25 protein-coding genes and 2 pseudogenes are annotated in these 26,998 nt (G+C 57.9%); 17 read left to right on the top strand and 10 right to left on the bottom strand.

The window, feature by feature from the left end; all coding sequences use genetic code 11:
- From C7441_RS22350 to C7441_RS22300, 11 genes and pseudogenes are all read left to right on the top strand, one after another.
- Window positions 1-2,439, top strand: a complete 2,439-nt coding sequence (locus C7441_RS22350; RefSeq protein ID WP_109614761.1) for a conjugal transfer protein TrbE — start codon at window positions 1-3, stop codon at window positions 2,437-2,439.
- On the top strand, window positions 2,414-3,205 hold the full coding sequence (trbJ, locus tag C7441_RS22345; protein WP_109614760.1) for a P-type conjugative transfer protein TrbJ: 792 nt from the start codon (window positions 2,414-2,416) through the stop codon (window positions 3,203-3,205). Before C7441_RS22350 ends, trbJ begins: the two co-directional genes overlap by 26 nt.
- 4 nt (window positions 3,206-3,209) lie before the next feature.
- Window positions 3,210-3,461 carry a DUF2749 domain-containing protein gene (locus tag C7441_RS22340; protein ID WP_109614759.1) on the top strand — a complete coding sequence of 84 codons (252 nt, stop codon included), beginning with the start codon at window positions 3,210-3,212 and terminating at the stop codon, window positions 3,459-3,461.
- 19 nt (window positions 3,462-3,480) lie between these two features.
- The gene (gene trbL / locus C7441_RS22335; RefSeq protein WP_109614758.1) at window positions 3,481-4,605 is read left to right on the top strand and encodes a P-type conjugative transfer protein TrbL; all 1,125 of its coding nucleotides are present in this window, start codon (window positions 3,481-3,483) and stop codon (window positions 4,603-4,605) included.
- Window positions 4,606-4,645: 40 nt separating this feature from the next.
- Window positions 4,646-5,308: a conjugal transfer protein TrbF gene (trbF, locus tag C7441_RS22330; RefSeq protein WP_109614757.1), complete on the top strand. Its 663-nt coding sequence runs from the start codon at window positions 4,646-4,648 to the stop codon at window positions 5,306-5,308.
- Window positions 5,309-5,331: 23 nt separating this feature from the next.
- Entirely contained in the window at window positions 5,332-6,156 is an 825-nt protein-coding gene (gene trbG / locus C7441_RS22325; RefSeq protein ID WP_109614756.1) for a P-type conjugative transfer protein TrbG, read from the top strand.
- Between the two features lie 2 nt (window positions 6,157-6,158).
- Complete coding sequence (gene trbH, locus C7441_RS22320) at window positions 6,159-6,617, top strand: conjugal transfer protein TrbH (RefSeq protein ID WP_109614755.1); 459 nt, start codon at window positions 6,159-6,161, stop codon at window positions 6,615-6,617.
- Between the two features lie 12 nt (window positions 6,618-6,629).
- Window positions 6,630-7,958, top strand: a complete 1,329-nt coding sequence (trbI, locus tag C7441_RS22315; RefSeq protein ID WP_109614754.1) for an IncP-type conjugal transfer protein TrbI — start codon at window positions 6,630-6,632, stop codon at window positions 7,956-7,958.
- Window positions 7,955-8,569 (top strand): hypothetical protein, encoded by a 615-nt coding sequence (locus C7441_RS22310; protein ID WP_109614753.1) that lies wholly within the window; start codon window positions 7,955-7,957, stop codon window positions 8,567-8,569. The genes trbI and C7441_RS22310 overlap by 4 nt, the downstream gene beginning before the upstream one ends.
- Window positions 8,569-8,829: a hypothetical protein gene (locus C7441_RS22305; RefSeq protein ID WP_109614752.1), complete on the top strand. Its 261-nt coding sequence runs from the start codon at window positions 8,569-8,571 to the stop codon at window positions 8,827-8,829. The genes C7441_RS22310 and C7441_RS22305 overlap by 1 nt, the downstream gene beginning before the upstream one ends.
- A gap of 8 nt (window positions 8,830-8,837) precedes the next feature.
- Window positions 8,838-9,245, top strand: a pseudogene (locus C7441_RS22300) (helix-turn-helix domain-containing protein); the annotation flags it as partial.
- A 99-nt stretch (window positions 9,246-9,344) separates the two neighbouring features.
- Here the strand turns inward: C7441_RS22300 and C7441_RS22295 are convergent.
- Window positions 9,345-9,737, bottom strand: coding sequence for a hypothetical protein (locus C7441_RS22295; protein ID WP_109614750.1), 393 nt, complete (start codon window positions 9,735-9,737; stop codon window positions 9,345-9,347).
- A gap of 150 nt (window positions 9,738-9,887) precedes the next feature.
- On the opposite strand from C7441_RS22295, the gene C7441_RS22290 reads away from it, so the two are divergent.
- Together C7441_RS22290 and C7441_RS22285 are read left to right on the top strand one after the other, a co-directional pair.
- Complete coding sequence (locus C7441_RS22290; protein WP_056103234.1) at window positions 9,888-10,496, top strand: recombinase family protein; 609 nt, start codon at window positions 9,888-9,890, stop codon at window positions 10,494-10,496.
- An 8-nt stretch (window positions 10,497-10,504) separates the two neighbouring features.
- Window positions 10,505-13,507, top strand: a complete 3,003-nt coding sequence (locus tag C7441_RS22285) for a Tn3 family transposase (RefSeq protein ID WP_109614749.1) — start codon at window positions 10,505-10,507, stop codon at window positions 13,505-13,507.
- Window positions 13,508-13,549: 42 nt separating this feature from the next.
- On the opposite strand, the pseudogene C7441_RS22280 reads toward C7441_RS22285, so the two are convergent.
- Window positions 13,550-14,884, bottom strand: a pseudogene (locus C7441_RS22280) (DUF4158 domain-containing protein); the annotation flags it as partial.
- Window positions 14,885-15,038: 154 nt separating this feature from the next.
- On the opposite strand from C7441_RS22280, the gene C7441_RS22275 reads away from it, so the two are divergent.
- A complete protein-coding gene (locus C7441_RS22275) occupies window positions 15,039-15,632 on the top strand; it encodes a recombinase family protein (protein WP_109614783.1) in 594 nt (197 codons plus the stop codon).
- A gap of 365 nt (window positions 15,633-15,997) precedes the next feature.
- Here C7441_RS22275 and C7441_RS22270 read toward each other — a convergent pair whose 3' ends face one another.
- Genes C7441_RS22270 through C7441_RS22260 form a run of 3 tightly spaced genes read right to left on the bottom strand, consistent with a single transcriptional unit; the run spans window position 15,998 to window position 19,494 of the window.
- Window positions 15,998-17,053: a maleylacetate reductase gene (locus tag C7441_RS22270; protein WP_109614748.1), complete on the bottom strand. Its 1,056-nt coding sequence runs from the start codon at window positions 17,051-17,053 to the stop codon at window positions 15,998-16,000.
- A gap of 14 nt (window positions 17,054-17,067) precedes the next feature.
- On the bottom strand, window positions 17,068-17,967 hold the full coding sequence (locus tag C7441_RS22265; RefSeq protein ID WP_109614747.1) for a 4-sulfomuconolactone hydrolase: 900 nt from the start codon (window positions 17,965-17,967) through the stop codon (window positions 17,068-17,070).
- 39 nt (window positions 17,968-18,006) lie between these two features.
- Entirely contained in the window at window positions 18,007-19,494 is a 1,488-nt protein-coding gene (locus C7441_RS22260; RefSeq protein WP_244916230.1) for a class-II fumarase/aspartase family protein, read from the bottom strand.
- 209 nt (window positions 19,495-19,703) lie between these two features.
- Between C7441_RS22260 and C7441_RS22255 the strand changes: the two genes are divergently transcribed.
- Window positions 19,704-20,486: an IclR family transcriptional regulator gene (locus tag C7441_RS22255; RefSeq protein WP_109614746.1), complete on the top strand. Its 783-nt coding sequence runs from the start codon at window positions 19,704-19,706 to the stop codon at window positions 20,484-20,486.
- 62 nt (window positions 20,487-20,548) lie between these two features.
- Here C7441_RS22255 and C7441_RS22250 read toward each other — a convergent pair whose 3' ends face one another.
- The 5 genes from C7441_RS22250 to pcaH form a co-directional block, all read right to left on the bottom strand.
- Window positions 20,549-21,850 (bottom strand): TRAP transporter large permease, encoded by a 1,302-nt coding sequence (locus C7441_RS22250; RefSeq protein WP_109614745.1) that lies wholly within the window; start codon window positions 21,848-21,850, stop codon window positions 20,549-20,551.
- Window positions 21,843-22,388: a TRAP transporter small permease gene (locus C7441_RS22245; protein WP_109614744.1), complete on the bottom strand. Its 546-nt coding sequence runs from the start codon at window positions 22,386-22,388 to the stop codon at window positions 21,843-21,845. Before C7441_RS22245 ends, C7441_RS22250 begins: the two co-directional genes overlap by 8 nt.
- Complete coding sequence (locus C7441_RS22240; RefSeq protein WP_206020966.1) at window positions 22,363-23,355, bottom strand: TRAP transporter substrate-binding protein; 993 nt, start codon at window positions 23,353-23,355, stop codon at window positions 22,363-22,365. Before C7441_RS22240 ends, C7441_RS22245 begins: the two co-directional genes overlap by 26 nt.
- 132 nt (window positions 23,356-23,487) lie before the next feature.
- Window positions 23,488-24,078, bottom strand: a complete 591-nt coding sequence (gene pcaG, locus C7441_RS22235; RefSeq protein WP_051796746.1) for a protocatechuate 3,4-dioxygenase subunit alpha — start codon at window positions 24,076-24,078, stop codon at window positions 23,488-23,490.
- Window positions 24,068-24,805: a protocatechuate 3,4-dioxygenase subunit beta gene (gene pcaH / locus C7441_RS22230; protein ID WP_051796759.1), complete on the bottom strand. Its 738-nt coding sequence runs from the start codon at window positions 24,803-24,805 to the stop codon at window positions 24,068-24,070. Before pcaH ends, pcaG begins: the two co-directional genes overlap by 11 nt.
- 175 nt (window positions 24,806-24,980) lie before the next feature.
- Between pcaH and C7441_RS22225 the strand changes: the two genes are divergently transcribed.
- Both C7441_RS22225 and C7441_RS22220 read left to right on the top strand, forming a co-directional pair.
- Entirely contained in the window at window positions 24,981-26,108 is a 1,128-nt protein-coding gene (locus tag C7441_RS22225; RefSeq protein ID WP_109614743.1) for an ISAs1 family transposase, read from the top strand.
- A 473-nt stretch (window positions 26,109-26,581) separates the two neighbouring features.
- A complete protein-coding gene (locus tag C7441_RS22220) occupies window positions 26,582-26,950 on the top strand; it encodes a putative sulfate exporter family transporter (RefSeq protein WP_170125234.1) in 369 nt (122 codons plus the stop codon).
- Window positions 26,951-26,998 lie beyond the last annotated feature (48 nt).

Here is a 26,998-nt window from a genome sequence, read left to right as displayed (position 1 = left end):
ATGGTAGCTCTCTCCAAATTCCGCCACACCGGCGCGTCGTTCTCGGACCTTCTGCCCTATGCGGGGCTGGTCGAAAACGGCATTATTCTGCTGAAGGACGGCTCGCTGATGGCGGGCTGGTATTTTGCCGGTCCCGATAGCGAAAGCTCGACCGATTTCGAGCGCAACGAAGTGTCGCGCCAGATCAACTCCATCCTCGCCCGGCTCGGTTCGGGCTGGATGATTCAGGTCGAAGCCGTGCGCGTTCCGACCACTTCATATCCGACCAAGGATCAGTCCTATTTCCCCGATCCGGTCAGCTCGTTGATAGATGACGAGCGGCGCCAGCGCTTCGAAACGGCCGAAGGCCACTACGAAAGCCAGCACGCCATTATCCTGACCTATCGCCAGCCGGAAAAGCGCAAGTCCGGCTTGGTGAAATACATCTATTCTGACGACGAAAGCCGCTCGACCAGCTTTGCCGACCGCACGCTTGAATATTTCCGTGCGCAGATCCGCGAGTTCGAGCAGTACATGGGCAACGTCGTCTCGATCCGGCGCATGGTGACGCACGAAGCAGAGGAGCGCGGCGGCTTCCGCACCGCCAAATATGATGATCTTTTCCAGTTCGTGCGCTTCTGCCTCGTAGGCGAGAACCATCCGGTTCGCCTGCCTGCCGTGCCCATGTATCTCGACTATCTCGCGACGGCCGAATTTCATCACGGCCTCTCGCCCATGGTGGACGGCCGATACATGCAGGTCGTGGCGATCGACGGCTTTCCGGCCGAGAGCTGGCCGGGCATTCTGAACGTTCTCGACCTCATGCCTCTCACCTATCGGTGGTCCAGCCGTTTCGTCTTTCTCGATCCTATCGAGGCCAGCCAGCGACTGGAGCGCACCCGCAAGAAGTGGCTGCAGAAGGTTCGCCCCTTCACCGACCAGCTTTTCAAGACCAATAGCGGTTCTGTTGATCAGGATGCGCTTTTGATGGTGTCGGAAAGCGAGGACGCGATTGCAGCGGCCAATTCGCAGCTCGTCGCCTATGGCTATTACACGCCGGTCATCGTCATGTTCGGCAATGACGAGGCCAAGCTGCGCGAACGCGCGGAAGCGGTTCGCCGCTTGATCCAGGCCGAAGGTTTTGCGGCCCGTATCGAGACCCTGAATGCAACCGAAGCATTTCTCGGAAGCATGCCGGGCAACTGGTACGCCAACATTCGTGAGCCGCTGATCCACACCCGCAATCTGGCCGACATGGTGCCGCTCAACTCGGTCTGGTCCGGTGAAGCGGTAAACCCGTGCCCCTTCTATCCGGAGGGTTCGCCGCCGTTGATGCAGGTTGCCTCTGGTTCGACGCCGTTCCGGCTGAACCTTCATGTTGGCGACCTGGGCCACACGCTGATTTTCGGGCCGACCGGTTCGGGTAAATCAACGCTCCTGGCCCTGATCGCAGCGCAGTTCCGGCGCTACAGGGATGCGCAGCTTTTCGCCTTCGACAAGGGCAAGTCGATGTATCCGTTGACGCTGGCGGTTAACGGCGATCACTACGATGTTGGGGCAGGGGAACAACTGACGTTCTGCCCTTTGTCGGATCTGGAATCCGATAGCGACAAGGCTTGGGCCGCTGAGTGGATCGAAACCCTGATCGAGCTTCAGGGCGAAAAAGTCACGCCTGACCATCGCAACGCGATCTCGCACCAGGTCGATCTTATGTCGAAATCAGAACGGCGCTCGCTTTCAGATTTCGTGTCCGGCGTGCAGATGCGCTCTATCAAGGACGCGCTGCGCCACTACACGGTCGACGGTCCCATGGGGCATTTGCTCGACGCGGAACAGGACGGCCTCAAGCTCTCGAACTTCCAGACCTTCGAAATCGAAGAGCTGATGAATATGGGGGACCGCAACCTTGTTCCGATCCTGCTCTACCTGTTCCGCCGAATTGAAAAGCGCCTGACCGGCGCTCCAAGCCTGATCATTCTGGATGAGGCCTGGCTGATGCTCGGCCATCCGGCATTCCGCGACAAGATCCGCGAATGGCTGAAGGTCCTCCGTAAGGCCAATTGCGCGGTCATCCTGGCAACGCAGTCGATCTCGGATGCGGACAAGTCCGGCATCATGGACGTCCTCAAGGAAAGTTGCCCGACCAAGATTTGCCTGCCGAACGGCGCTGCGCGCGAAACCGGTACGCGCGACTTCTACGAGAAGATCGGCTTCAACGACCGGCAAATCGAGATCGTCGCCACGGCCATCCCGAAGCGGGAATATTACGTTGTTTCGCCGGACGGCCGGCGCCTGTTCGACATGGCGCTCGGCCCAATCACGCTGTCCTTCGTCGGCGCCGCCGGCAAGGACGACATCAAGCGCATCGAGGAGCTGCACACCCACTACGGCGATGAGTGGCCGCGGCACTGGCTTCAGACGAGAGGAATCGAGAATGCTCACAAACTCTTTGCTTCGTAGCACCGTCGCGGGGGTCCTGCTCGCCCTTAGCATTTCCGGCTCGGCTCATGCCGGCGCGGCCACTGGCGGCGCGACCGAATGGACGCAGCTTTTGAACAATGTCCAATTGCTGGAGCAATCGGGGCAGGGCGTCACCCAGATCAACAATCAGGTGACACAGATCACCAACCAGATGACGCAGATTCAGAACCAGCTCGACCAGTACCGGACGATGCTGCAGAATCTGGAAAAGCTGCCCGATAACATTTGGGGGCAGGCGCAGCAGGACCTCAATCAACTTCGCAATCTCGTCCAGCAGGGCGATGGCATCGCCTTTTCGATGGGCGGATTGGACGACGTTCTAAAGCAGCGTTTTCCGAGCTTCGAGGAATTTGCCAGCGGTGTGAAGGGCGGGGAAAACTACTCCGACCAGTATCAGAGCTGGTCGCAGACCAACCGGGACACGATCGGCGGGACATTGGCGCAAGCCGGTCTAACGGCTCAACAGTTCGACAGCGAACAGAGCACCATGCGCGAGCTGCAATCGCAGTCGCAGTCGGCGGTTGGCCAGATGCAGGCGCTACAGGTCGGGCATTCGATCGCCAGCCAACAGGTCGAACAGATGCAGAAGCTTCGCGGCCTTGTTGCACAGCAATCGACCATGATGGGCGCTTGGTACCAGTCCGAACAGGCCGCCAAGGATCTCGCGCAGAACAAGCGGGAGCAGTTCTTTAATAGCACATCGCCGTCCACCTCCGGCGGTCAAGAAATGCAGCCGAGGTGGTAAGCGCATGACTGTTGTTAAGCTCCCCATCGTCATCGTGATTGCCCTCCTGTCCGCTGTCGCGGGCGGGGCTTTGTCCTATGTCGTCATTCCGAACACCGATCCGGAGGTGAAGGCGTTGCTTGCTCGCCAAGTTGAGCTTGCCGAAGAGGAAGCCGCTGCGCGCCAGGCTGCGCAGGAAAAAGCCGGCGACTTCTTCAAGTCCAATCCGGACGACTATCCAACCTCGGGCGGCCAGAAAATGGCACCTCGTTTCTGAACCAGCAGAGGTTTTCAGCATGCGCGCCGCATCGATTTTGAGAATGGCGACCTTCGCCATTGCCGCCCTCGCTTTGGTTGAGCCAGCCATCGCACAGGAAGGCAGTGTCCTCACCAATCTGGAAAACCAGGTGCGGTCTGCCACTCAAGGGTGGGAATCCACCGTCATGAACGCGGCCACTTCGCTGTTCTGGATCTTGGCGGGTATCGAATTTGGCATTGCCGCCGTCTGGCTCGCAATAGCCTCGCCTTCGCTCGATACGTGGTTTGCAGAGCTGGTGCGCCGGATCCTCTTCATCGGCTTCTTTCTGTTCGTCCTTCAGCAAGGGCCGGACTTCGCAAAATCGATCGTAGACAGTCTCTTCCAGCTCGGCGCCGATGGCGGGTCGGCGTCTCCTGCGGACGTGTTCAACGCCGGTATCCGCGTGGCCTCGAAGCTCTCCGAGCAGATCAAGTTCGGTCTGTTCGAAGACAATGCCATGGCGATCGCGGCGGTTATCGCCGTCGCAATCGTGGTCATCTGCTTTTCCCTTGTCGCGGCAATCTTCGTCGCCGTGCTGGTGGAAATGTATGTCGGCCTGCTCGCCGGTATGATCATGCTCGGCCTTGGCGGTTCCAGTTTCACCAAGGAATTTGCGATTAAATATCTGGTCTACGCCTTCAGCGTCGGCATGAAGCTCATGGCGCTGGTCATGATTGCGCGCATCGGCTCGGAAATCTTGATCGGATTGGCCGATGATGCGACTGCTGGTGAGGAGTGGCTTGCATCTTTGATCATCGCCGGCCTTTCGGTCGTCGTCTTCATGATCGCACTTCATGTCCCGAACATTATTCAGGGCGTCGTCCAGGGTGTCTCCACCAGCAACGGCATGGAAGCCATTCGTGGCGGCGCTCAAGTCGCCACTTTTGCCGCCGCTGCGGCAACTGGCGTCGGCGCCGGGGTTGCCGCCGCTGGTGCTGCAAAGGCCGGGGGCGCAAGCGCTCTTGGTTCGGCCATGGCAGGCGCTCGGGCAGGGGTCTCGACCAGTGCCCGCAACATGGCCAACGACGCCTTGAACAAGGCGGTTGGCCTTCATGGCTCGCGCGGAAGCGGCGGCCCGTCGATGGGGCTGAGCAATCCCAAAGTCAAAAGCAATCAGAAATGAGCGGCATGGCCCGCGTCTCTCCAACGTCAGGAATTAGGTCATGGCGAAGCTGAAAAATCCCGAAAATCCGTATCTCGCGGCGCGATACGAGTGGAATGAGCGGTATGGCAGCGCGACCCGCTCTGCCAACGCTTGGCGCACGATCGGCATCCTCGCCATGACCATGGCCGTGATCGGTTTCGGCTATGGGCTGTATCAGTCGAGCCAGGTCAAACTGGTGCCCTACATCGTCGAGGTCGACCAGCTCGGCAATTCCGTTTCGGGCGGCTTCCCAGCGCAGATCGAATATGCCGACGAGCGCGTCGTGCGCGCCATGCTCGGCACGTGGATCTCGAACTTCCGTTCGATCACGCCCGATACCATTGTCCAGAAGGGTTACATCGATCGCACATACGCGATGCTGCGGAAATCCGACCCATCAACAGAGAAGGTCAACAACTGGTTCCGCAACAATTCGCCCTTCGACCGGGCGCGGACTGTCACCGTTTCGGTTGAGGTCAGCAATGTCGTGGCGCTCTCGAACAAGAGCTATCAGGTCGATTGGTCCGAAATCGAGCGGGATCGCGCCGGCAAAGAGCTGCGCACGCGACGCTGGCGCGGAGTGGCGACCGTTACACTATCGCCACCTCAAGACGAGGCTATCATTCGCCTGAACCCCATCGGCCTTTACCTCCAGGACTTCGACTGGACGGCCCAACTTTAGCCAAAACGCTCGCGGAGAGAGTGATGTTCAATATGATGAAATTGCGCGCGAGCGTGTGCGCTACAGCCTTGGTTTTCAGCACGGTTGCCCCGAGCATGGGACAGTCGGCCGACTTCAACGCCAACAAGGGCATCGGCATATCCGGGCAATGGCAGAATGCCGGCGCGGTCATGACGAAAGGCCCGGACGGGCAGGTGATCTATCTCTATGGGGAGACGCAGCCGACGGTCGTTTGCTCCCCCCTGCAACTGTGCGAAATCCAGTTGCAGGCCGGAGAAGCCGTGCGCGACGTTCTGGTGGGCGATACCGTGCGCTGGCAGGTCGAACCGGCATCTTCCGGTTCGCCGGAAGGCCAGCGCATCAGCCTGATCGTCAAGCCGGCCGAAGCCGGGCTCAAGACGTCCATGGTCGTCACCACATCGCGCCGGACCTACCACATCAATCTGCAATCCCACGGCTCACGCTACATGGCGCGCGTGGCTTTCAACTACCCGGAAGACATTCGCAAGCAGCTCGAGGTCGTGAACCAGCGGATCTCCGACAGCGTGATCCCCGGCGCCGGCGTTCCGGCCGAAAACCTCAACTTCAATTTCTCCATGTCAGGCAGCGCCAGGTGGAAGCCGACGCGCGTCTACACGGACGGAACGAAGACCTATATCCAGTTCCCTGGCCACCTGGGGAGCGGCGATGCGCCGGTCCTCTATGTCGTTTCGGGCGGGCAAAACCAGATCGTCAATTACCGGCTCAACAACAATATGATGGTCGTCGACTATCTGATCGATCGGGCCATCCTCGTTTCCGGCGTCGGGAGCCGTCAGCAGAAAATCACAATCAACAGGAGGGGATAGTCATGTCTGACTTCTCCATGAAGATCTCACGCGCGCTTGCCATCGGCATCATATCGACCTCGCTCGCGGCCTGCACCACGACAGGGGGCTATTTCTCCCCTGTTGCCAGCATGGATGCGGCCCAGCTCGATAGCATCGCGGCAGATGCCGTCGCCGGCGACATGGTTGCAAAACTTGCCGAGAATGTCGGACCGGGGACCGGAACGATCGCTCTCAAAAGCGACGATTCCGCTTTTGCGGCATCGCTCGACAAGCAACTGCGAGGCTGGGGCTATGCCGTTGATCCGGCGGCAACCGGCGCGGGCGCGATCCCGCTTGCCTACACCGTCGACACGGCTGATGGACAGGTCCTCGTGCGTCTTTCCACGCCGACCGTTGAATTGGCCCGTACCTATTCGACCTCGACGGGCATTGCCGTTCCGGCAAGCCCCGTGTCGGTCATGCGCCGCGCCGAAAGCTAAGAGGACCTGGCTATGAGTTCGATTGATTTGAATGCCGGTCCTGATGAAGACCGCCCGAAGATCCGGCGTCTCAACAGACTGCCGATCTTCATCTTCATCGGGCTCGCGGTCCTCTTTTTTGGCGTTATCATTTGGGGCCTGTCGCAACGCGGCCTGATGAGGGGCGGGGAACAGCCGGACCAAACCCAGGGGCAACCTGCGAGCGATTTTGCCGATGAAATCAAGCGCGGCATTGGCGACGGCGTGATCGGCGAGCCTCGGCCTGATCCGGTCATTATTCAGCCGTCAACGGAAACCGCCGTCGAAGAGGATCGACCGGCCGTGAACCCGTTCCAGCCGACGACACGGCAAGAGACGGTCCAGCAGACGACATTAGAGCCGGAAGCCGATTGGCGCGAACGTCTCCTGCGCGAGCAGGAAGAAGCGTTGCTGCGCGAGCGCCATCGCCAGCAGCTTGCGGCAATTCAGGCTCAGAGCAATGCTCGCAACAGCCCTATGGCGATCGACATCACCAATCTCGACGCGGCCCAACAGTCTGGTCAGCAACAGGGGCAAGGGCAGGGGACAACGCTTGCCGGTACGGGCGGCATGTCCGACCTCTATGCGGCCGCAATGCGCGCCGGGCTTGGTGGTCAAGCCGGTGCAGGCGACCAGAACAATCAGGCTGGAAAGCAGGCGTTTTTTAATCAGGACGTGGCCGATCTTGGCTATCTGCCAAATCAGGTCGTCCCGCAAATGTCGCCCTATGAGCTCAAACGCGGCTCGATGATCCCCGCAACGCTCATTACCGGCATCAACTCCGACCTTCCCGGGCGCATCACCGCCCAGGTTCGCCAGAATGTCTATGACAGCGCCACCGGCCACCGTCTTCTGATCCCCCAAGGGACGAAGCTCTTTGGCCGTTATGATTCCGAAGTCTCTTTCGGTCAGCAACGTGCGCTCGTCATCTGGACCGATATCATCTTCCCGAACGGCTCCACGCTGCAGATCGGCGGCATGGCAGGCGTTGATACACAGGGCTATGGCGGCTTCCGCGACAAGGTGAACAATCATTTCTGGCGCACCTTCGGTTCCGCCATTCTGGTCGCGGCAATCGGGACCGGCATCGACATGGCCTTGCCGGAAAGCAGCACCAATGCCTTCGGTGTCTCGCAAGAACGGCCAGAAGATGCGGCCCGCCGCAACTTCGCGGAATCGTTCGGCCGCGTGGCTGACAAGACCATCGACCGCAATCTGAATGTCCAGCCGACTTTGGAAATCCGGCCTGGCTACAACTTCAACATCCTAGTCGATCAGGACATCGTGTTTCCGGGGGCATACAGGACGGGAGGCGAGCGATGATCGCACTTGGGCGTGCCGGAATCCGGCTTCCTATCATACTCGGCACGGCCGCTCTTTTGAGCGGCTGCCTCGCGCCGGAGGAGTTCAACGCCACGATTGACCTTTCGGGCTATTCCTACTCCGTTGAACTGGATGGGCGTCTGGCCGACCCTCGTTATGTGAAGGCCCTGCAGGATAGGCAGGAGATTCCGCCCGACGCCGATGAGAAGATGAAGGGCCAAGAGGCCTTGGCAGCGACGATGCCGGGAATGGAGCGCTTCGTCTATGTAGGGGGAGGCCGGTTTGATCTGGCAATGAGCCTAGAAGGCGAACTTACTGAATCGAATCCGGCGATCGGTTTCCCCGCCACCAAGTCACGGTCCGGCAACAATTTCTTGACGGTTGAACGTCAGGAGGATGGCTCGGTCGTGATCTCGACGCCGGTGGTGCCGAAACAGGCTTTGGCTGACCTCAACTCGATCGGCTTGCCGGCGACTGGAACCGTCACCGTCACCGTCAAGGGCACGGTTCTGGAACAGAACGCCGACGAGGAGGCCGGGCAAACCTATAGCTGGCATCGGAAATCCTGGGAGGATCGCGTATATCTGAAGCTCGATCCGGGCGGAAGCTGATGAGCATCCTGCCGAACAATAAGCAACCTCTCTCCGGACAACGGAGATTGGATGCCCTTCACGATTTAGAGCTGATCGTGCAAGGCGAAGAGGCCGGAATTACGTGGCGCCGAGTTTGCGTCTTGCTCGACAATGAGCTGGCCGAAATCAACCATCCCGTTATTGCACAGGGAACGAGTTGGGGGTTGAACCTCACAGATAACGGGCTCCGTTTCATCGATGGTCCAACAACAAAAGAGGTTCAGCCCTCGCGAGCATAAGCAAGGAGATTTGCGTGACCCGTGGTGTGCCTAAGAAAAAAGAACCCGACGCGATCGATATTCATGTTGGACGCCGAATCCGTATGCGGCGCGTCTGGCGCGACATGACACAGGTGGCTTTAGCCGGGGCGATCGGCCTCACGTTCCAGCAGGTGCAAAAATACGAGAAAGGGACCAATAGGGTAAGCGCAAGTCGCCTCACAGAAATCGCGGCCGTTCTCGACGTCGCCCCCTCGTACTTCTTCGAGGACATGCACGACCGCGAGGGCGTTGCTCGTACTCCGCCCGTTGACAACGAGATGGCGGAGTTTCTGTCCAGCGCTGAGGGCTTAGCGTTGAACCGGGCCTTCGCTCGCATTGAAAATAAGACCATTCGTCGGCGCTTTGCTGGCCTGGTCAAAAGCCTCGCGGCTCAAGCGGAACATTCTCAAGAGGAAGAAAGGGCATTGAGTAGCAACGGAACAGAAAACTCACTTAAGCGGCCGAGGTGGGCTTTCCGACATTCCGGCACGGCGTTAGCGCCAGCGATCCAGCTCCTTGATCGTTGACCTGTGGCATTTGAGGTGATGCTTCATCAGCCTGATGTCGTGGAGGTAATCCTGCTCCGGCCGGAATTCGTAATCCGGATCGATATGGAGGTGGTTGCGGGTAAAGCATTCGACCAGGTTGATGCCGTCCCAGGTGCCGATGACCTGTTCGAGGCTTTTCGCCATATGATGCAAAGGGGAACCGGGCTCGTTTTCATCCCTCATCTTGTGAAGACGCACATGGATGTGCTGCAGCATGTCGGTCCGCATGTAGCGGTTCAGGAGCATGAGCGAGTGGGCCGGCGTCTTCGGCACGGCAAAGCCCATCTTGTCTTCCGGCGGCAGGTCCGGAACATTCGGGCGGTGGTCTGTGTCGGGCATCGCAACAAACCCCGGTTTTCTGCACCTCGGAACAACACGCCGGCGAATCTGGCGCGACGATCTGCCGATTTCATATAAAGCCTTGGATAAACCTATAGCCAGAAAACCTGGCCCCCGCTACGTTGATAGACGAAGGGGGCGAACATCACCATGCTGATCGGATATATGCGGGTGTCGACGGCCGAGCAGAGCCTCGACCTTCAACGCGATGCGCTCGAAAAGGCTGGCTGTCGGAAGATCTACGAGGATGTCTGTTCGGGCCGCGCCACCGAGCGGCCCGGCCTTGCCCAGGCACTCGACACCGCTCGCGAGGGCGACACGCTTGTCATCTGGAAACTCGACCGGATCGGACGATCCCTGCCGCATGTCGTCGGGCTTGTCGGCGAGCTTCAGAAGCAGGGGATCGGGCTGAAGGTGCTGACCGGTGACGTCGACACGACCACGGCGACGGGGCGACTTGTCTTTGGCATTTTCGCCACGCTCGCCGAGTTCGAGCGCGATCTCATCCATGAGCGCACGATGGCAGGTCTGGCCGCCGCGCGAGCCCGGGGTCGCGCCGGCGGACGGCCGCGGATGATGACCCGTCCGAAGCTTAAGACCGCGATGGCGATGATGGCGGACCGGGAAAACAGCGCCCGTGATGTCGCCACCCAGCTCGGCGTCTCGCTGTCGACGCTCTATGCCTATGTCGACAGCAAGGGCCAACCGCGCCCGCGTGCCGCTGATCTTCTCAAGAAGCGTTCGGTCGCCGCGAAATAGGAGAGCCCGTGCCGGTCAGCTTCCTCACCGAGGACCAGGTCCGGCGCTACGGTCGTTTCGCGGACGAGCCGACCTCCGATCAGTTGGTCAGGTACTTCTATCTCGATGACGCCGATCGCGCGTTTGTCGCCGAGCATCGCGGCGATCGCAACCGCCTGGGCGTCGCCGTCCAGCTCGGATCGGTTCGCCTGCTCGGGGTGTTTCTCGAGGACCTTGCGACAGCTCCGGCGTCCGCCGTGGGGTACGCGGCAGAGCAACTCGGCCTCAATGATCCGGGCGCGATTTTCGCCTATGCGAACGACCGGGCGCGCTGGCGACATATCCCGCGCATCCGGGCACGCTATGGCTATCGCTCCGTCACCGATCCCGGCGTGTCGTTCCGGCTGAGCCGCTTTCTCTACGCCCTTTGCTGGACCGGCACCGACCGGCCCTCGGCGCTGTTCGATAGAGCTGTTTCCTTTCTGCTCGCCAACAAGGTTTTGCTGCCGGGACTGTCGGTGCTCGAGCGGACGGTCTCCCGCGTTCGCGCGCGCGCCAATGCCCGTCTGTTCCGCCGCCTCGTCGACAAGGTGACGCCCGAACAGCGCGAGCGGCTCGACGCTCTCGTCGTGGTGCCGGAAGGTGTCCGCCAGAGCCCCCTCGATCGCCTTCGGGACGGTCCTTATATCCAGAGCGGCCCAGAGATCAGCCGGGCGCTGGCGCGTCTCGACGAAATCCGCGTCATCACGGAAGGGTTGCCGGAAATCGACAGGCTGCCGCCTGGTCGCATCAATGCGCTCGCCCGCTTCGCGTCCGCTGCCAAGGCACAGGCGGTCGCCCGACTTCCGGACGATCGGCGGACCGCAACGCTTCTGGCGTTCATCCGCACACTCGAGGCCAGCGCCAGCGACGACGTCATCGATCTGTTCGACGTCGTCACCACGACGATCTTTTCCAATGCGCAGGCGGCCTCAAGGGAGGCGCGTCTGCGCTCGCTTCGCGACCTCGATGCCGCTGCGCTGAAGCTGCGCGACGCCGCCGCCGTTTTGTTCGACGAGGCGACACCGGACGCCGAGGTTCGTGCCGTCATCTTCGAGACCGTGGGGCGCGATCTCCTGAAAACCGCCTATGACCGGGTGGGTGCACTCGCCGAGCCGCCCGACGACGTCTATTTCGCCGAACTCAGGAAACACCGGGGGCAGTTTCGCTTCGCGCCGGCGCTGCTGCGTGGGCTCGACCTCGACGCGGCTCCGGCGGGCAGGTCGCTCCTGGATGCCGTTGAACACGTGCGTGCCCTTCAAGATGGCGTCAAACGGTCTGGACCCGCACCCGCCGCCTTCGCACCGAAGGAGTGGATTGGCCAGTTGAAAGCGGCCGACGGCAAGATTGACCTGTTCGGCTATCGGCTGTGCGTACTTGATCAGCTCCGGCGCACGATCCGCCGGCGGGATGTCTTTGCGTCCCGGTCGCTGCGCTACGCCGATCCACGCAAGGGTCTTCTGTCCGGCGCGGCCTGGGAAGCGGCTCGCCCGGCCGTTTGTCGCACGGTCGGGGTCTCGGCGTCGGCCGACGAGGAACTGACCCGGCTTTCGACACGCCTTGATCTCGCCTATCGGGAAACCGCCGATCGCGCGCCCGCCAACCCGGCGCTGTCGTTCGAGACGACGGCCGGCGGCGTCGATCTGTCGGTCGCGCAGCTCGACAAGATCGAGGAGCCGCCGAGCCTCGTGGCGCTTCGCACCGAAATCGAGACCCGACTCCCGCATGTCGATCTGCCTGAACTTATCCTCGAAATACAGGCGCGGACTGGATTTGCCGAGCATTTTACCCACGCGAGCGAAGGTGGTTCACGCGCCGAGGACATCGCGACGAGCGTCAGCGCGGTTCTCCTGGCCGAAGCCTGCAATACTGGCTTCGAGCCGCTTGTCCGGCGGGACAGCCCGGCGCTTCGCCGATCGCGGCTGAGCTGGGTGAAACAGAACTTTCTGCGCGCCGAGACGCTGACCGCCGCCAACGCAGCACTGGTGGCGGCGCAGAACGCGGTCCCACTCGCCCGATCCTGGGGCGGCGGCGAAGTTGCCTCGGCCGACGGCTTGCGCTTTGTCGTGCCGGTGCGCACCATTCATTCCGGCCCCAATCCTCACTACTTCGGACACGAGCGCGGCGTCACCTGGTACAATCTGGCGTCCGACCAGTACACCGGCCTCAACGCGATCACCATTCCCGGAACGTTGCGCGACAGCCTTTATCTCCTGGCCCTCGTCCTGGAGCAGGAAACCGAGCTTTCTCCAACCGAGATCATGACCGACACCGCAGGCTACACCGACACGATCTTCGGAATCTTCCATCTCCTCGGCTACCAGTTCAGTCCTCGCATCGCCGACATCGGCGGCTCCCGGTTCTGGCGGGTGGACAGGAAAGCTGATTACGGCCTGCTCGACGGGCTTGCGGCGAACCGGATCAACGTGCGCCTCATCGCCGACCACTGGGACGACCTCCTGCGCCTCGCCGGGTCGCTGAAACTCGGCGTCGTGCGAGCCGCCGGGCTCACCCGCACCCTCCAGACCAACGATCGCCCGATGAAACTGGCCCGTGCGCTCCAGGAGCTGGGACGCCTGATCAAGACGCTCTACCTGCTGCGGTTCATCGATGACGAGAGCTATCGCCGGCGCATCCTCATACAGCTCAACCGCGGCGAAAATCGCCACAGGCTGGCGCGCGTGATCTTCCACGGCAAGCGTGGCGAACTGCGCCAGCGCTATCGCGACGGTCAGGAGGACCAGCTCGGCTCGCTCGGCCTGGTGGTCAACGTCGTCGTCCTGTGGAACACGATCTATATGGACGCCGCTCTCAATCAGCTGCGCGCCGAAGGATACGAGGTGAAGTCCGAGGACGTCGCCCACCTTTCCCCGTTGAGCTTCGGCCACATCAACATGCTCGGCCGTTACGCCTTCACACTGCCGGAAATCATCGCGCGTGGCGAACTCAGGCCGCTGCGCGATCCCCGAACCGCAGGAATCGACGACCTGTAGGCAAGCTTATGTGTGTTTTCTGTTCCGTTGCTACTCAGAGCCCAATTTGCGGGCCGTCACGCCGAGATGGGCAACCGGAACCCGATCTGGAAGGCTGCGCCGCCCATCTTCGTAGAGGGATTTGAGGATCTCGATCGCCGCAAGCAGGGGATCGTTCCGGCGAGCCGAGCGGAAAGCGAAGGTCCGTAGAAACAGCGCCGCATATTTGCGGACGCTCGCATATTGCTCCACCGCCACAAGCAATGGATCTGGATCTCCATTTTCCACCATGGCCTCGAGAGCGGGCTTTGCCTGCAAAAGACGATGCCAGCCGACGTGCCGGTTGATCGTCTCGATCGCATCCTCATCATTGTCGTTGGCGGCCTGAAGGGCGGAAATCGTATCGAGAAACAGCCGGAGCGCCTTGGCCGTCTCTTTACGCGTTTCGGCATGGCGCTGCTTCTTGCGATTGTTGGCCCGGGAAAAGAGCCTGCCGATCAGCTTGATGAACATGGTGACCGCATCGTCAGTCAGCTTCTGGCCGAGTTTGATAACCTGGGCGACGATCGTCGCGCGCCGACGGCTGGCGTTGAAATCAGCGGTAAGCCAGGCCGGCGTAACATCGCCCTCCCGGATCATCTGGTCCCAGCGCCCGGAATGGATGCGGCCCTGCAGACGGGGATCGATGTCGATGGCGCGAATGAAGGAGAGCCTTTCCATCATCGCGACCAGGTTGCTGGCGCCGGGTGCGTCCGGAGCCGATCGTAGCCAATGGAACCGCGTCTGTGCGATTGCAGGATCGACCTTCAGCAAATCGTCAAGACTCTGAAGTTGCTCAGGGGAAAAGCCGGAGATCAACGCCGTTTCCGCACGCCGTCGCGCTATAGCGCGCGCCGCTAGCCCGATCCGCTCTACAGTGTCTGGCGCAGGAAGCACCACATTGCGGTCCCGCATGGTGGTGATGATTGCCTTGGCAATAGAAGACCCTTTGTCTGTCGTCGCTGCCGTTTCGATCGCCGACATCAAGGCGGCCCGCCGGTCCGGAGCTGCTGCAGTTCTCATCCCAAGATAGGCGAGGAGGTGCGATACGTGTTCCAGCCGGGTCGGTTCTCGCCTCGCATAAGAACTGAAATTTTCTGGATCGGCATCCAATTGCTCGGCGATATAGTTGAGCATTCCCCGCGGCGGTATTTCGTTCGCCATGAGCGTCCTGCCCGGATATCGCATCATGCAAAGCTGGGCAGCAAAGCCGAGCTGGTTATGTTTGCGTCTTCGGACTGCGATCTCCAGCCGATCGGCTGGAGACAGAGTGTAGTGACGGATCAGGCTGTCTTCATCGATCGGCACGCCGAACAGCTCCTGTCGATCCTGGATTTTGAGAAGCTTCCGTCGGGCCATTCTTTACTCCACACAACATCTTGCCGATGACCCCTTGGCATGTCCGAAAACGACCGGTTCCGTACAGGGTGAAACCGCACTGTCCACAAATTACCTTGACATAGTTATGGACATGCTCGACATTCCGGACAGCCTATTCGGACGAATCGAGCCCATGCCACGCACCTTTGCCTACGTCCGTGTCTCCACGACCGGCCAAACGACTGAAAACCAGATTCAGGAAATCGAGGCAGCCGGTTTCCACATCGAGCCACGCCGCATCGTCACCGAAACAGTCTCCGGCAGTGTCGCCATTGCGCAGCGCCGAGGCTTCATCCGGCTCATGGACAAGCTCGAAGCCGGCGACGTGCTCATCGTGACAAAGCTCGACCGTCTTGGGCGGGACGCCATCGATGTGAGCACCACAGTAGGGAAACTGGAGGAATTGGGTGTCCGGGTTCACTGCCTCGCTCTGGGCGGTGTCGATCTCGCAAGCTCCGCTGGCAAAATGACTATGAACGTCATCAACGCCGTCGCGCAGTTCGAACGTGACCTGCTTATCGAACGCACGCAGTCCGGCCTCAAACGGGCAAAATCGGAAGGAAAGATTCTTGGTCGACCGGCGCGGCTCAACGAAATGCGGAAGCAAGACGTTCTTGAAGGGCTGGCCAATGGCATGAGCGTTTCCGCGCTCGCCAGAAAGTTCGAAACCAGCCGGCAGACCATCATGCGCGTCAGAGACGACGGTTCACGGTCCGTTCGACCTTAGCGTATGATTTCGAACAGTTCTTGTTCTGACCCCAGGTTGGTCGTGGCGTTGTTGATCGTCTGGCTCCTTTGGAATCAAGCTGGTGGAGGCGCCCATCGCGGGTGACCGCCAGCAAAACGGCTTTGGCACGAGCGAGGCTCGCCGTCGCGTTAAGAGACGGTCGGCGAGAACCGATCTCTGCGCGCCGCTCTTATGACACAAACGACGCCTGGCTCGCGGCGCCGCATATATCCGGGTTTAAGGCTTCAAGATCTTTCGCGTGACCTTACTGGTGGGGACGATTCGACCTTAAAAGTGCGGCTCGGATGGCTGGAGACAGGAGGCTATCATCGTCATACTCGTGTGCTGAAGGGGCGCAAAGTCTTTCACAAATCATCGCCACGCCATGCATGGGTCAAGAGCGTTCGTATTGGCGCGAGCTCGATTGGACGTGGATTCCAATAAGCATTTTCCGTGGCGAGCTCCGCTGCGCGCGCTATATCTGCTTCTTCAAAGCCCAATGCTTGGAGGGACGTCGGGGCTCCTAAGTTCTTTGCGAGAGCACGGAAACCCCTTGCAGCGTCCACACCTCCCATTGCGCGCGACATCGCTGCCATTGCTTCGGGAATTTCCGTACGATTGTAGTCCAAGGCATAAGGCAGTACCACGCAGTGGGTAGCTGCATGAGGCAAATTGAAACTGCCCCCAAGCGTGTGGCACAATTTGTGGTGCAAAGCCATTCCCGCGGAGCCGAGACAAATCCCACACAACCAGGCTCCGTACAACGCCTCGCTTCGTGCCTCGACATTTCGCTCGTCATCGACGATCCGTGGGAGCGCCTGGGTCAGGACGCGAATAGCTTCCTCTGCTAAAAGGGAAATCACCGGATTGCGGTCCCGGGCGTAAAGCGCTTCAGCCGCATGTGCAGCCGCATTCAAGCCTGACGTAACAGAAATTTGGGCCGGTAAGGTCAGAGTTAAGTCAACGTCGTAGATCACCGTCTGGGGCTGGATTTTTGGGTTACGGATTGTGGTTTTCAACCCATCTTCCGTTTGCCCCAGTATGGGGGTCATTTCTGACCCCGCATATGTCGTCGGTACCACAACCTGTGGCAAATCGGTTCGCCACGCTATTGCTTTGCCCAAACCAATTGTGGAACCACCTCCGATAGCAACCAAGCAGTCCGCATTGACCTCGCTCGCTCGCCTGACACCCACCGCCGTGACTTCACTCGGAGTGTGCATAGCGGCTTCATGGAACGACCCCGCCAACCGCCATTCTAAGTTGCTCGCGATTGAAAGCGACTGTTCTTCTTGTTGCGGTGTGGACAGTACCAGCGCTCTTTTCAGCCCTAGTCGGTCCAGCTCCGCAGCCAGTGATCGTGATGCTCCACGGCCAAAGATAACCCTTGAAGGAGCTGAATTGTACACGAAAGGTTGCATTGAATATCCGCCCTTTAGATGGCGCCGAACAATCGGGCAGGGTTATCAACCAGGATTTTATGCCGGAGAGCGACGTCAGGAGCAAACCGGGCAACTAAGTTCAACAAATCTCCGTCATCTGGCATGCGCTTCGGGTCGAAGTACCCGGAATGCGGCCAGTCGCTTCCCCAGAGTAGGCGGTCAGGGGCTATCTCACTTAAGGCGTGTGCGAACGGCACAACATCGTCATATGGAACACCTGAATGCGAGATCCGATCGGCTCCCGTCAACTTAATCCAGACATGATCAAGAGTCGCAAGATCACGTAGGATCTTAAAGGGAAGCTGGTTGACTCCGGCCGCCGTTTCAACTCTGCCAAAATGGTCGATTATGATCGGTGTTTCAGCTCCCGCGATGAGGTCACATAGCCCCTCCAAAGCATCAGGAGCAAAATGCATGTTTATGCACCAATCGAGTTCACGGCACCAACCATGCATTCGCTCGAACAGTTCGGTGTCGAGTGCGCCGGAACCGTGCTGGGGATTGAATGCGAAACGTACCCCTCTTACACCGCGGGTCTTCAGGTCACGCAGTTCCGTAAAGGTCATATCACGATGAGGCTTGATTATTCCGAGGAGACGGCGATCAGAACGCTCGACCGCATCAATAGTCACTGAATTATCAATCCCGTGCACATTCGGGTGGACACAGACACCCCGTTCGATGCCCAAACGCTCCATCAACGCCAGATAATCTTCAAGCGGTGAATCCGGCGGAGTATACGGACGCTTTTCCGCATATGGGAACACAGCCGTTGGGCCAAAAACATGGAGATGAGTGTCCCATGCGCCTTTTGGTATTGCAAAACTTATTGGCGCAGAGCGCGCGCGAGGCCCTTCGCAAGGCGGTATGCCAGCTTGATCAGCGGGTAACATTTTCCTGGAGCTCCTTTCTGTTGAGCCGAAACTAGCAAGTCATGCCAATTGCTTCCGAACAGAGATTAGCGCTGCGCGACAGCGGCTCGCGGCAGCATTGATCGCTGGTGCAAGCTCAAATGCCTGCAGGATGGTGGAATGGTGGGCGGGGAAGCGTTTGGTCAGACGTTCCCGAAGGTGCCCACCTGAACGGACGACGTTGGCGACTTCTTCCTCTACGGCGGTGTAAGCTTCGGCGCGTCCCATCGCCTGCGCTAGACCTCCCGCAACCGCATCGCTGAATATCATTCCGTTTGTCAATTCTATGTTTCGGTACATTCGTGCGGCATCGACTTCCAAGCCACCAGCTAGAAGACGAGCCTCTCTGAGCGCTCCTGCCGCCAGTCCGACGAGAGACGGGAGCGCCAGCCATTCAGAATGCCAGGCGCCAACGGGCCTTTCATGAAGGCTTGCCATCGCGCTCACCAACGTCGAAAGGTGGCCCACTGATGCAGAGTGTTGGGCCAGAATGATCATCGATCCAACAGGATTTCGCTTGTGAGGCATAGCCGAGGAGCCACCCCGGCCGGCGACCGCTGGCTCAGATACCTCTCCCACTTCCGTTGTCGCAAGGTGAAGCACATCTGTCGCCATCTTCGCTAGAATTCCGAGAAGGATGGCCAACCAACTACCTAGTTCAACAATTCTGCTACGATGCGTGTGCCACGGCATAGCGGGGACGGCTAATCCAAGATCCGCCGCAGTCCTCGTCACAACGGCTTCGGCCCGATCGCCCATTTGGGTCAGTGTGCCTACAGGACCAGCCAATGAGAGGACGAGCACTCGCAGTTTAAGTTGCTCAAGCTGAGCTAAGTGCTCAGCGATCGCGACACACCAGCCTGCCACTTTGAAGCCGAATGTGACAGGCGAAGCATGTTGGCCAGCTGTGCGCCCGATGCAGGGAGTCTCGCAATGTTCCTCCGCTAGCTCGCACAGGGAAGAAAGCAAGGCACTTAGATCAGTTTCGATTAGATCCACCGCTTTGGCCATTTGAAGAATCATGGCCGTATCCATGATGTCTTGGCTCGTAGTACCGAAATGGAAGCCACCTGCTACATCCGGCGGAAGCATGGCTTGCACTGATTTTACGAATGGGATGACAGGGACCGCTCCAAGTCGGGTCTGCTCTGCCAGTACCTTAATGTCCAGAGAGCCAGGATCTATACCGGCGATGGAGTTGGCAAGCTCTTGGCTGACCAAACCTTCAGCAGCCTGAGCGCGCGCCAAAGCGGTTTCGACTCGCAACATCAACCCGAGAAATCGACGCTCCGAGAGCGCGTCCCTCATTTCTTTCGTCGTAAACAGAGGCCCCAACAGGTCTGAATCAAGGGGGGAAAATGACATCAAAACGCCCAGTAAGATGAATCTAGGGATGGAGCCGTAGCTATAACTTTGACTGGCTATTATGTACAGCGTTAGCTTAATATGAACAGCATTTATCGTATAAGATTTCTGTGCGATCTGCGTTGCTGCGTCGGCGAAGTTCACCTTCGCCGAAGCGGCAGAAAAAGGAATCTGGTAGCGGTAGAAGTATGATGCCCCTCCAACCGATGTGTGATGGAATGGTACGTTTCTAAAGCAGGTAGGGTGACTTGAGTGCGCGCCTTCGACCTAACTCATGTCGCCGGTTTACAGTTCACGAAGTTGTAACGCGAAGGACCCGCCGCTTGGCAGCAATTTGCAAGAATGAGAGGACTATGGCTCTGGAGCCAAATTCGCCACAAAACACAGTTCAGACGGTTTCTAAAGCGCTTGCTTTACTTGAGCTATTCACCCCCGATGTTGAATGGCTCGGGGTACGCGAAATCGGAAGAATCCTCGATATTAACAGCGCTACAGTTCACAATCTGCTCCGCACCCTCGCCAGTTCAGGTTTCATTGAGCAGCATCCTGAGACTCGAAAATACCGGCTCGGGCTCGCACTCGTTCAGCTTGCCGGAACTAAGCTTGCTCAGTTAGATCTGGTCAAGGTTTGCTCGCCCCCCATGAAGGCTCTGATGGAAAAGACGGGGGAGACGGTGACGCTTTCTGTTTTGCACGGTTCGGAGCTTCTCTACCTAGCAAAAAACGAAAGCACCGAGCCTATGCGTGTCGCGTCTCGCGTCGGTGGCAGCGCCCCTTTGCATTGCTCTGCAAACGGCAAAGCTCTGCTTGCCTTCATAGAAGAGCCGCAACTGTCTCAGTTCTTTTCGCAACCCCTCAAACGCTTTACATCGGAAACGGTCGTCGATTCTGAGATATTGAGAGCTGAACTCCAGGACATTCGGCGTTTAGGCTATGCTGTCGATCTTGGCGGCTACTTACCAGGTGTGAATGCGGTTGGAGCACCGATTCGTGACCAGACCCACAAAGTGGTGGCGTCGCTCGGAATCGTTGGACCTGCCAGCCGTCTTAGGGAGGAGAAACTGACCTTCTGCACCATTCATGTACAAGAGGCCGCAGCTGAAATGTCTCGTTCATTGGGGTGGAACAGGAGGTAGAGGCAAGTGTCCGGGCCAACCGCTGCGCAGTTGGCCGGGACACTTGTATTTCGCTGAAAAAGTCAGAACATCGCCTGGGGTATAAACAATGCAATTTGGGGGAAAAGTACGAGCAAAAGCAGACAGAACCCCATTGCAAACCAGAATGGCAGGACGCCGCGAAAAATCGTGGCCATGGGCACATCACCGGCAATACTTTTCACGACAAATACATTCATGCCGACAGGAGGCGTGATCATACCCATCTCAATCATGATAACGGCTACAACACCAAACCAGATCGGATCAAAGCCCATCGACATCATGATGGGGTAGAAGATGGGAACAGTCACGACCAGCATTGCTAACCCGTCCATGAACATCCCCAAAATCAGATAGGCAACAACGACAAGAAACAGCACGCCATAGGGGCCGAGACCAGCAGACGTCATTGCTTCGCCCAACATCGACGGCAATTGTGTCATCGATAGAAACGGATTGAGGACTGCTGCGCCTATAATGATCAGGTACAGCATGGCTGTAGTGCTGACCGTGTCGCTAACCGCTCGCCAAGCGGTTGACGGAGTCAGCTTCCGCGTAAATAGAGCCAAGATAAGGACCAGTCCCGCGCCGATGCCGGCGGCTTCGACTGGCGTGAATACACCAAGATAAATACCCCCAATTGATACTATGATTACCGTTAGCAGGGGCGCCGCACGGAGTGCGGCAGCCATACGTTCCTTTAGCGGAACATGAGCTCCGCGCGGTCCCGCTTCTGGATTTCGAAGCGAGATGAGGGTGACCGTGAGAATGAACAAGCCTGCAAGCAAGAGACCGGGGAGAATACCCGACATGAACAATTGGCCAATGCTTTGTTCGGTGAGAATGGCGTAGATAACAAAGCCGGTTGATGGTGGGATAAGGAAACCAAGGGTGCCACCGGCAGCAATCGCACCCGTTGCGAGCCCGCTGGAATAGTTGAAACGCGCCATCTCTGGCAGTGCGACACGTCCAATGGTAACCGCAGTCGCCACCGATGAGCCACTGACGGCGGAGAACGCCGCACACCCAAGGACTGAAGCCGAAGCAAGACCTCCAGGGAGTCGCCCCACCCATGCAAAAGCCGCTTCGTAGAGCCCACGGCTGAAGCCGGCTACCGAAGCTATATTGCCCATCAATATAAATAGAGGGATGACGGTCAACGAGTAGTTGGATACCTGAGAGAATGTCTCCGTAACCATTAAGGCGTTCGCCGAACGGAAGCCATTCAGCATCCACGTGCCGAAGAAGCCCACGGTCAGCATCGCCATCCCAACTGGCATGCGCAAGACCATCAATACGAAAAGCGCTCCGATGCCGAAGAGGCCAATCGAAAAATCAGTCATGCGCGCCTGTACCCCCGCGAATGAGGTCAACTATTTGCAGGACCAGAACAACCGCAAAAAGGGCACCGCCGAGCGCCATGAGTCCATAGAATGGCCAGAATGGGACACGCAGCATGTTGGATAGGTCGTTATACTCCAGTGCTTCACGCAGTTTTAGCCACGAGCGCCAAGTCAAGAGGTACATGAGGTAGACGCCTACGGCACGCGAGAACAAGTCGCCAATGAAACGGCCCCACACGCCGATATGCTTATCGAACACATCAACTCGCACATGTCCGTCGCGCTGGGCGGTGCCTGGCATTGCGAGCATAACCAACGCGATCGAGACTAGCTGAATTATCTCATCACTACCGAGGATTGGGGTCTGAAAGAAATAGCGCATGATGACGCCAACAAAGCTGGTGCATAAGATAATGGCTAAGGCTAGAGCTGACAGAGACGTTAAGAAGGCAACCGCCCATTCGATTACTATCGAATGGGCGATGCCTTGCTTCTTTTTTATTGTCGGAGAGTTAGTCATTCTGTAGCGCTTCGACATAGGCGCGTGCTGCAACGCCTGTTGCTTCGACTTCTTCAATCACGCTCTCGACCACGGTACTAGTTGCGGCATTGAATTTCTCGATTTCTTCCTCTGAAAGCGTAATTACTTCTTTACCTTCCGTTCCAGCGAAGTCCTTGAGGGCGGTGGATGCAACGCCGAGCCAAGCCCTATTGCCGTTTCGTGCGGCTTCCTGACCAGCATCGAGAACAGCTTTTTGTTGCTCTTCACTAAGCTCCTGGAAACTGTCGAGATTCATCACCATCAAAAACTGGGAAATCGACGTATCCATGCCGACTGTGATGTAGTTTGTCACCTCTTCCAGTCTGAACCCTGTCAGAGCTGTGGCGTCAATCATCGCTCCATCGATGACCCCCGTTTGCATCGCATTATAAACTTCACTTGCAGGCATGGAAACGGGAACACCTCCCCACGCTTCGAGCACAAGGCCTGCGTTACGTGATGGGACGCGAACCTTCATGCCAGCAAGATCCTCGAGCTTACGAATTGGCTTGGTCGCAGAGAACAAAAACGACGGTGCGTTATTCCATAGGGCGAGCAGCTGAACTCGACGATACTCCTGAGAGAGCTTGTCAATGTTGGCCAGCATGCGTTCGGTACCGGTCTCAGCGTCAATCACACCGGGCAGGTCGGCAAGAAGGGTCAATGGAAATGTAGAGGCCGTGTAACCCGGCATAGCCAAGACGATATCAGCGACGCCATCGACAGCACGATTGTACTGCTCGTTTGGGCCTGGGCCAAGCTCCCCTCCCATATAGAGTCGGACGGTTAAATCCCCGCCCGTTGCCTCTGACACTGCGTTCGCAAAAGGCTCATATACCTCTTCAACAATAAAATGCGAGGGCGAATGAAAATCGGCAAGTTTCAGATCACGGGCAAAGGCGGGCAATGTCGACAGAAGCGCTGTCGCGGTCACTGCGGAAACCAACATTTTCGAGAACATCATATTCCTCCTTGGCTTGATGTTGCTAAACTTACGTAGTCCGGTCTTTCTCAACACATGCGGCCACGCGATTGGCGTCAGAATTACCTTGCGCTGCAAAGGCAGCCTTCGCAGGCGAGTGCTATGTTTGTGATCTCACACTTCGAAGAAAACCGTCTCCCTCTGTCCTTGAAGGCGGATTGTGATGTGAAAGGCGGCATCATCGATCTTTTCTGCGATAAGCGTAGCACGCTCATCACTCGACAGGAGAGCCAAGATCGGGTCTTCATCATTAGAGACTTCATCTGCGAAATAGATTCTCGTGTATAATCTGCGGTTCAATCCCTTTCCAAAGATGGAAAGCGCAACGTGAGGCGCCTGTAAGATCCCTGCGGATGTCGGAACACGACCCGGTTTCACAGTGTGAAATGTGAAGGAGCCAGACTCATTGCAGTGGGTGCGGCCAAAGCCCGTGAATGATGACTTTCGTGGGTTGATTTGTGCACCTACAAAATTGCCATTTCCATCAGGCTGCCAGAGTTCGATCATACCATCAGGGATGGCATGATCATCTCCGTCGATGAGCGTTCCCGAAATTGAAATGCGCTGTCCCACAGCATCGTCGGTGGCGAGGTTCCTTCCAAAAATAGGAGGGATCGTTTGATAGTCGTCTGGCGTCAGGCAGTAGGCATAGAAGGGACCGACTGTCTGAGATGGTGTGATCGTCATCGGGGCTTCAATGCGCATGAGTTTCCTCGAAATAGTTCCCGTTTCGGCCCCGCAGAACAATGTCAAAGCGGTAAGTTAAGCCCCATTCAGACTGTGTAGCCTCAAGATCGAGCGAAGCCACCATTCCTCTCTTTGAGAAATCCGGCGCTGCATTATAGATGGAGTCATATCTGAGTAGGGGATCGCCCTCGAAGTAGAGTTGGGTGACCAAGCGGCTCAAAAATGACGGCCCGAATAAAGAGATGTGAATGTGGCGTGGACGCCAGACGTTGTGCAGTCCCACGACCGGATAAGCACCAGGAATAATCGTAATAAATGAATATGAGCCGTCGCTTCCGGTAACGGTACGGCCAGCGCCCGAAAAGTTTGGGTCAAGGGGTGCTAAGTGCTGATCTAACTTATGAATATAGCGACCAGCTGCGTTCGCCTGCCAGATTTCCAATAGTGCGTTTGGAACGCCGCGGCCGTCTTCATCGATAACACGCCCCGTAATTCGAATGCGCTCTCCTATCGGCTCTCCGTCATGCTGACGAGTCAGATCCGAGTCTTCTGGACGAACACTTTCGTGTCCATACACAGGCCCGTACAACTCCGTAGCAGTCTGCGGAATATATCTTAAGGGCCGGGATGGAGCGCGCTTTCTGGTAAAGATGTAGGCCGGCGTATCATAAGGCGGATGCATGCCGACGCTATCGGAGGGATATTCCGCCGGCACTTCGGGCCAGCCGGGGAGGAACAAGGCCATGAGCACTTACCTGTTCATATAATCTAAACACTGTTCAATAAGTTAGAACACTTTTTCTTGCCCGTCAACGCCGTCCCGAGTTGCAGGCAAGGCAATCGGGCGAGTTAATGCGTGACATTTGCGGGAAGTGCTGAATCTGTGGGAACCCAATTGATTCGATTGGGATTTTCTGACCATGAGCGTATCCGAAGAAGCTGTTCTTGAAAGCGTTGTTTTTCTTGATCATTTCTCCGACCTGTCCGACCCGCGGCAGCTCAGCAAGGTGATCTATCCGCTTGATGAGATCCTGTTGCTCTCCTTGCTTGCCGTTGTGGCCGGGGCCGAGACCTTCACCGGGATTGCCGAGTTCGGGAGATTGAAGCCTGATCTGCTGCGCCGCTTTCGGCCCTTTGCCAACGGAACGCCGGACCACGATCGCATTGGAGAAGTGTTCGCCGCCCTTGATGCAGAACACTTCCAGAAGTGTTTCGTCCATTGGGTTGCGGCACTGACCGACATACCCGAAGGCGTGATCGCCATCGATGGAAAGACTAGCCGACGCTCCGGCAAGAAGGGTGGGCACAACCCCATCCATATGGTCTCGGCCTTTGCCGCCCAGCAACGCCTGGTCCTTGGGCAGGTCAAGGTTGAGCAGAAGTCCAATGAGATCGTCGCAATTCCGAAGCTCCTGGAGATGCTGGCCATCGAGGGCGCCATCATCACCATTGATGCGATGGGCTGCCAGCGTGACATTGCCAGCAAGATCATCGACAAAAAGGCTGACTACGTCCTTGCACTGAAAGGTAACCAGGGGACCCTTCGTGAGGATGTCGAACTTTTTTCCAACGAACAAAAATCCAGCAATTTCAGCGACTCCACGGTCAGCCAGCACAAGTCCGTCGATGGGGATCACGGCCGTATCGTAACCCGCAACGTGACTGTCTTCCACGACATCGGATGGCTGCAGCAGCGCCACAAATGGCCGGGCATGAAAGCTATCATCATGGTCGACAGCGAGACAGAAATTGACGCCAAGGTCGAACGGGAAACGCGTTTTTACATCACATCTTCAGCTGACGGCGCCGACAAGCTCGGTGATGTCGTACGGCGCCACTGGTCCGTGGAAAGTATGCACTGGCTGATGGATTGCGTCTTCAGGGATGACGAATGCCGTGTGCGAACCGATCATGCGCCAGCCAATTTCACGACCATCAAGCATATGGCCCACAACCTGTTGCGTCGCCATCCAGCCAAGCTATCGATGACTTCGAAACGACTGAGCGCGGGTTGGAATGAAGACTTCCTTGTCAGCATCATCAAGTGAAAATCAATTCACCCGATTCCCGTGGAGTTGCAGGCCGTCGTCTAAGATCATTTGAGCGGTTCTAGATTGGCTATCGCTTCAAAGAGCTTGCCTCTCTTTGCGCTGGGATATGTCTCGGAGTTTACGACCCGGAATAGCTTGGACTGCGAGGTTGCCGAACCGAGAGAGAGCAACGACCTGAAAAGCTGTTTGCGGCAGGTTTGCGGACGCAGAAATCGGGTTGCAGGCGTCGGAGTTTAACACCGAATCTCTGCCAAAGCCTTTTCGCCGAACCTACATCGGTGGGAATAATATCCTGGTCCAACTATTGAGCTAGCGCACCTGACGAATGGGCTGCTCCTGCAGAGCGCCAAACCTCCGCTCCGTCTAGTCGACCGAACTATTCGAAACAATCGATCATTCTGATCCATTTTTTGCGTTGGACCCTGCGGTGTTGGAATGAGATTTCGTTCGATGCATAGATGGAGTATCAAGTGTCTGCTCGTTCCCCGGTCCAGTCAAAGCAACACTCGACGTCTTTTCGGATAACGACTAAGCTGCAGGATATCTTACCTGGGATATTCCTTGCTGCGGTCGTCAGTGGTGCGGCCTATTCGCTGCGTGGCTTCCCAGCGCTTGCCATTTTCAGCCCGATGATCCTCGCTGTCATCTTGGGCATCATGTTTGCAAACATCATTGAGATTCCCCGTGGCGCGGCTGCCGGGATCGCCTTCTGCCAACGTCCAATTCTCAGGACAGCGATTGTGCTGCTCGGTTTTCAGCTCACCTTTTCGCAGGTCCAGTCCGTTGGCATGGGTGTCAACGGCGGAGCAAAACCAGGCCGTTGGGCGGCGCAAAAGTAGGCCACTTGGCGCCGCAAGCGGGGAACGGCGGGAGGGCGTAGCCCGACT

Source organism: Pseudaminobacter salicylatoxidans (genome assembly GCF_003148475.1).
In the GTDB taxonomy this organism is placed as follows: Bacteria; Pseudomonadota; Alphaproteobacteria; order Rhizobiales; family Rhizobiaceae; genus Pseudaminobacter; species Pseudaminobacter salicylatoxidans.
Note: the sequence above shows the minus strand (reverse complement) of the source record. Positions and strands in the feature narration are given on the sequence as shown.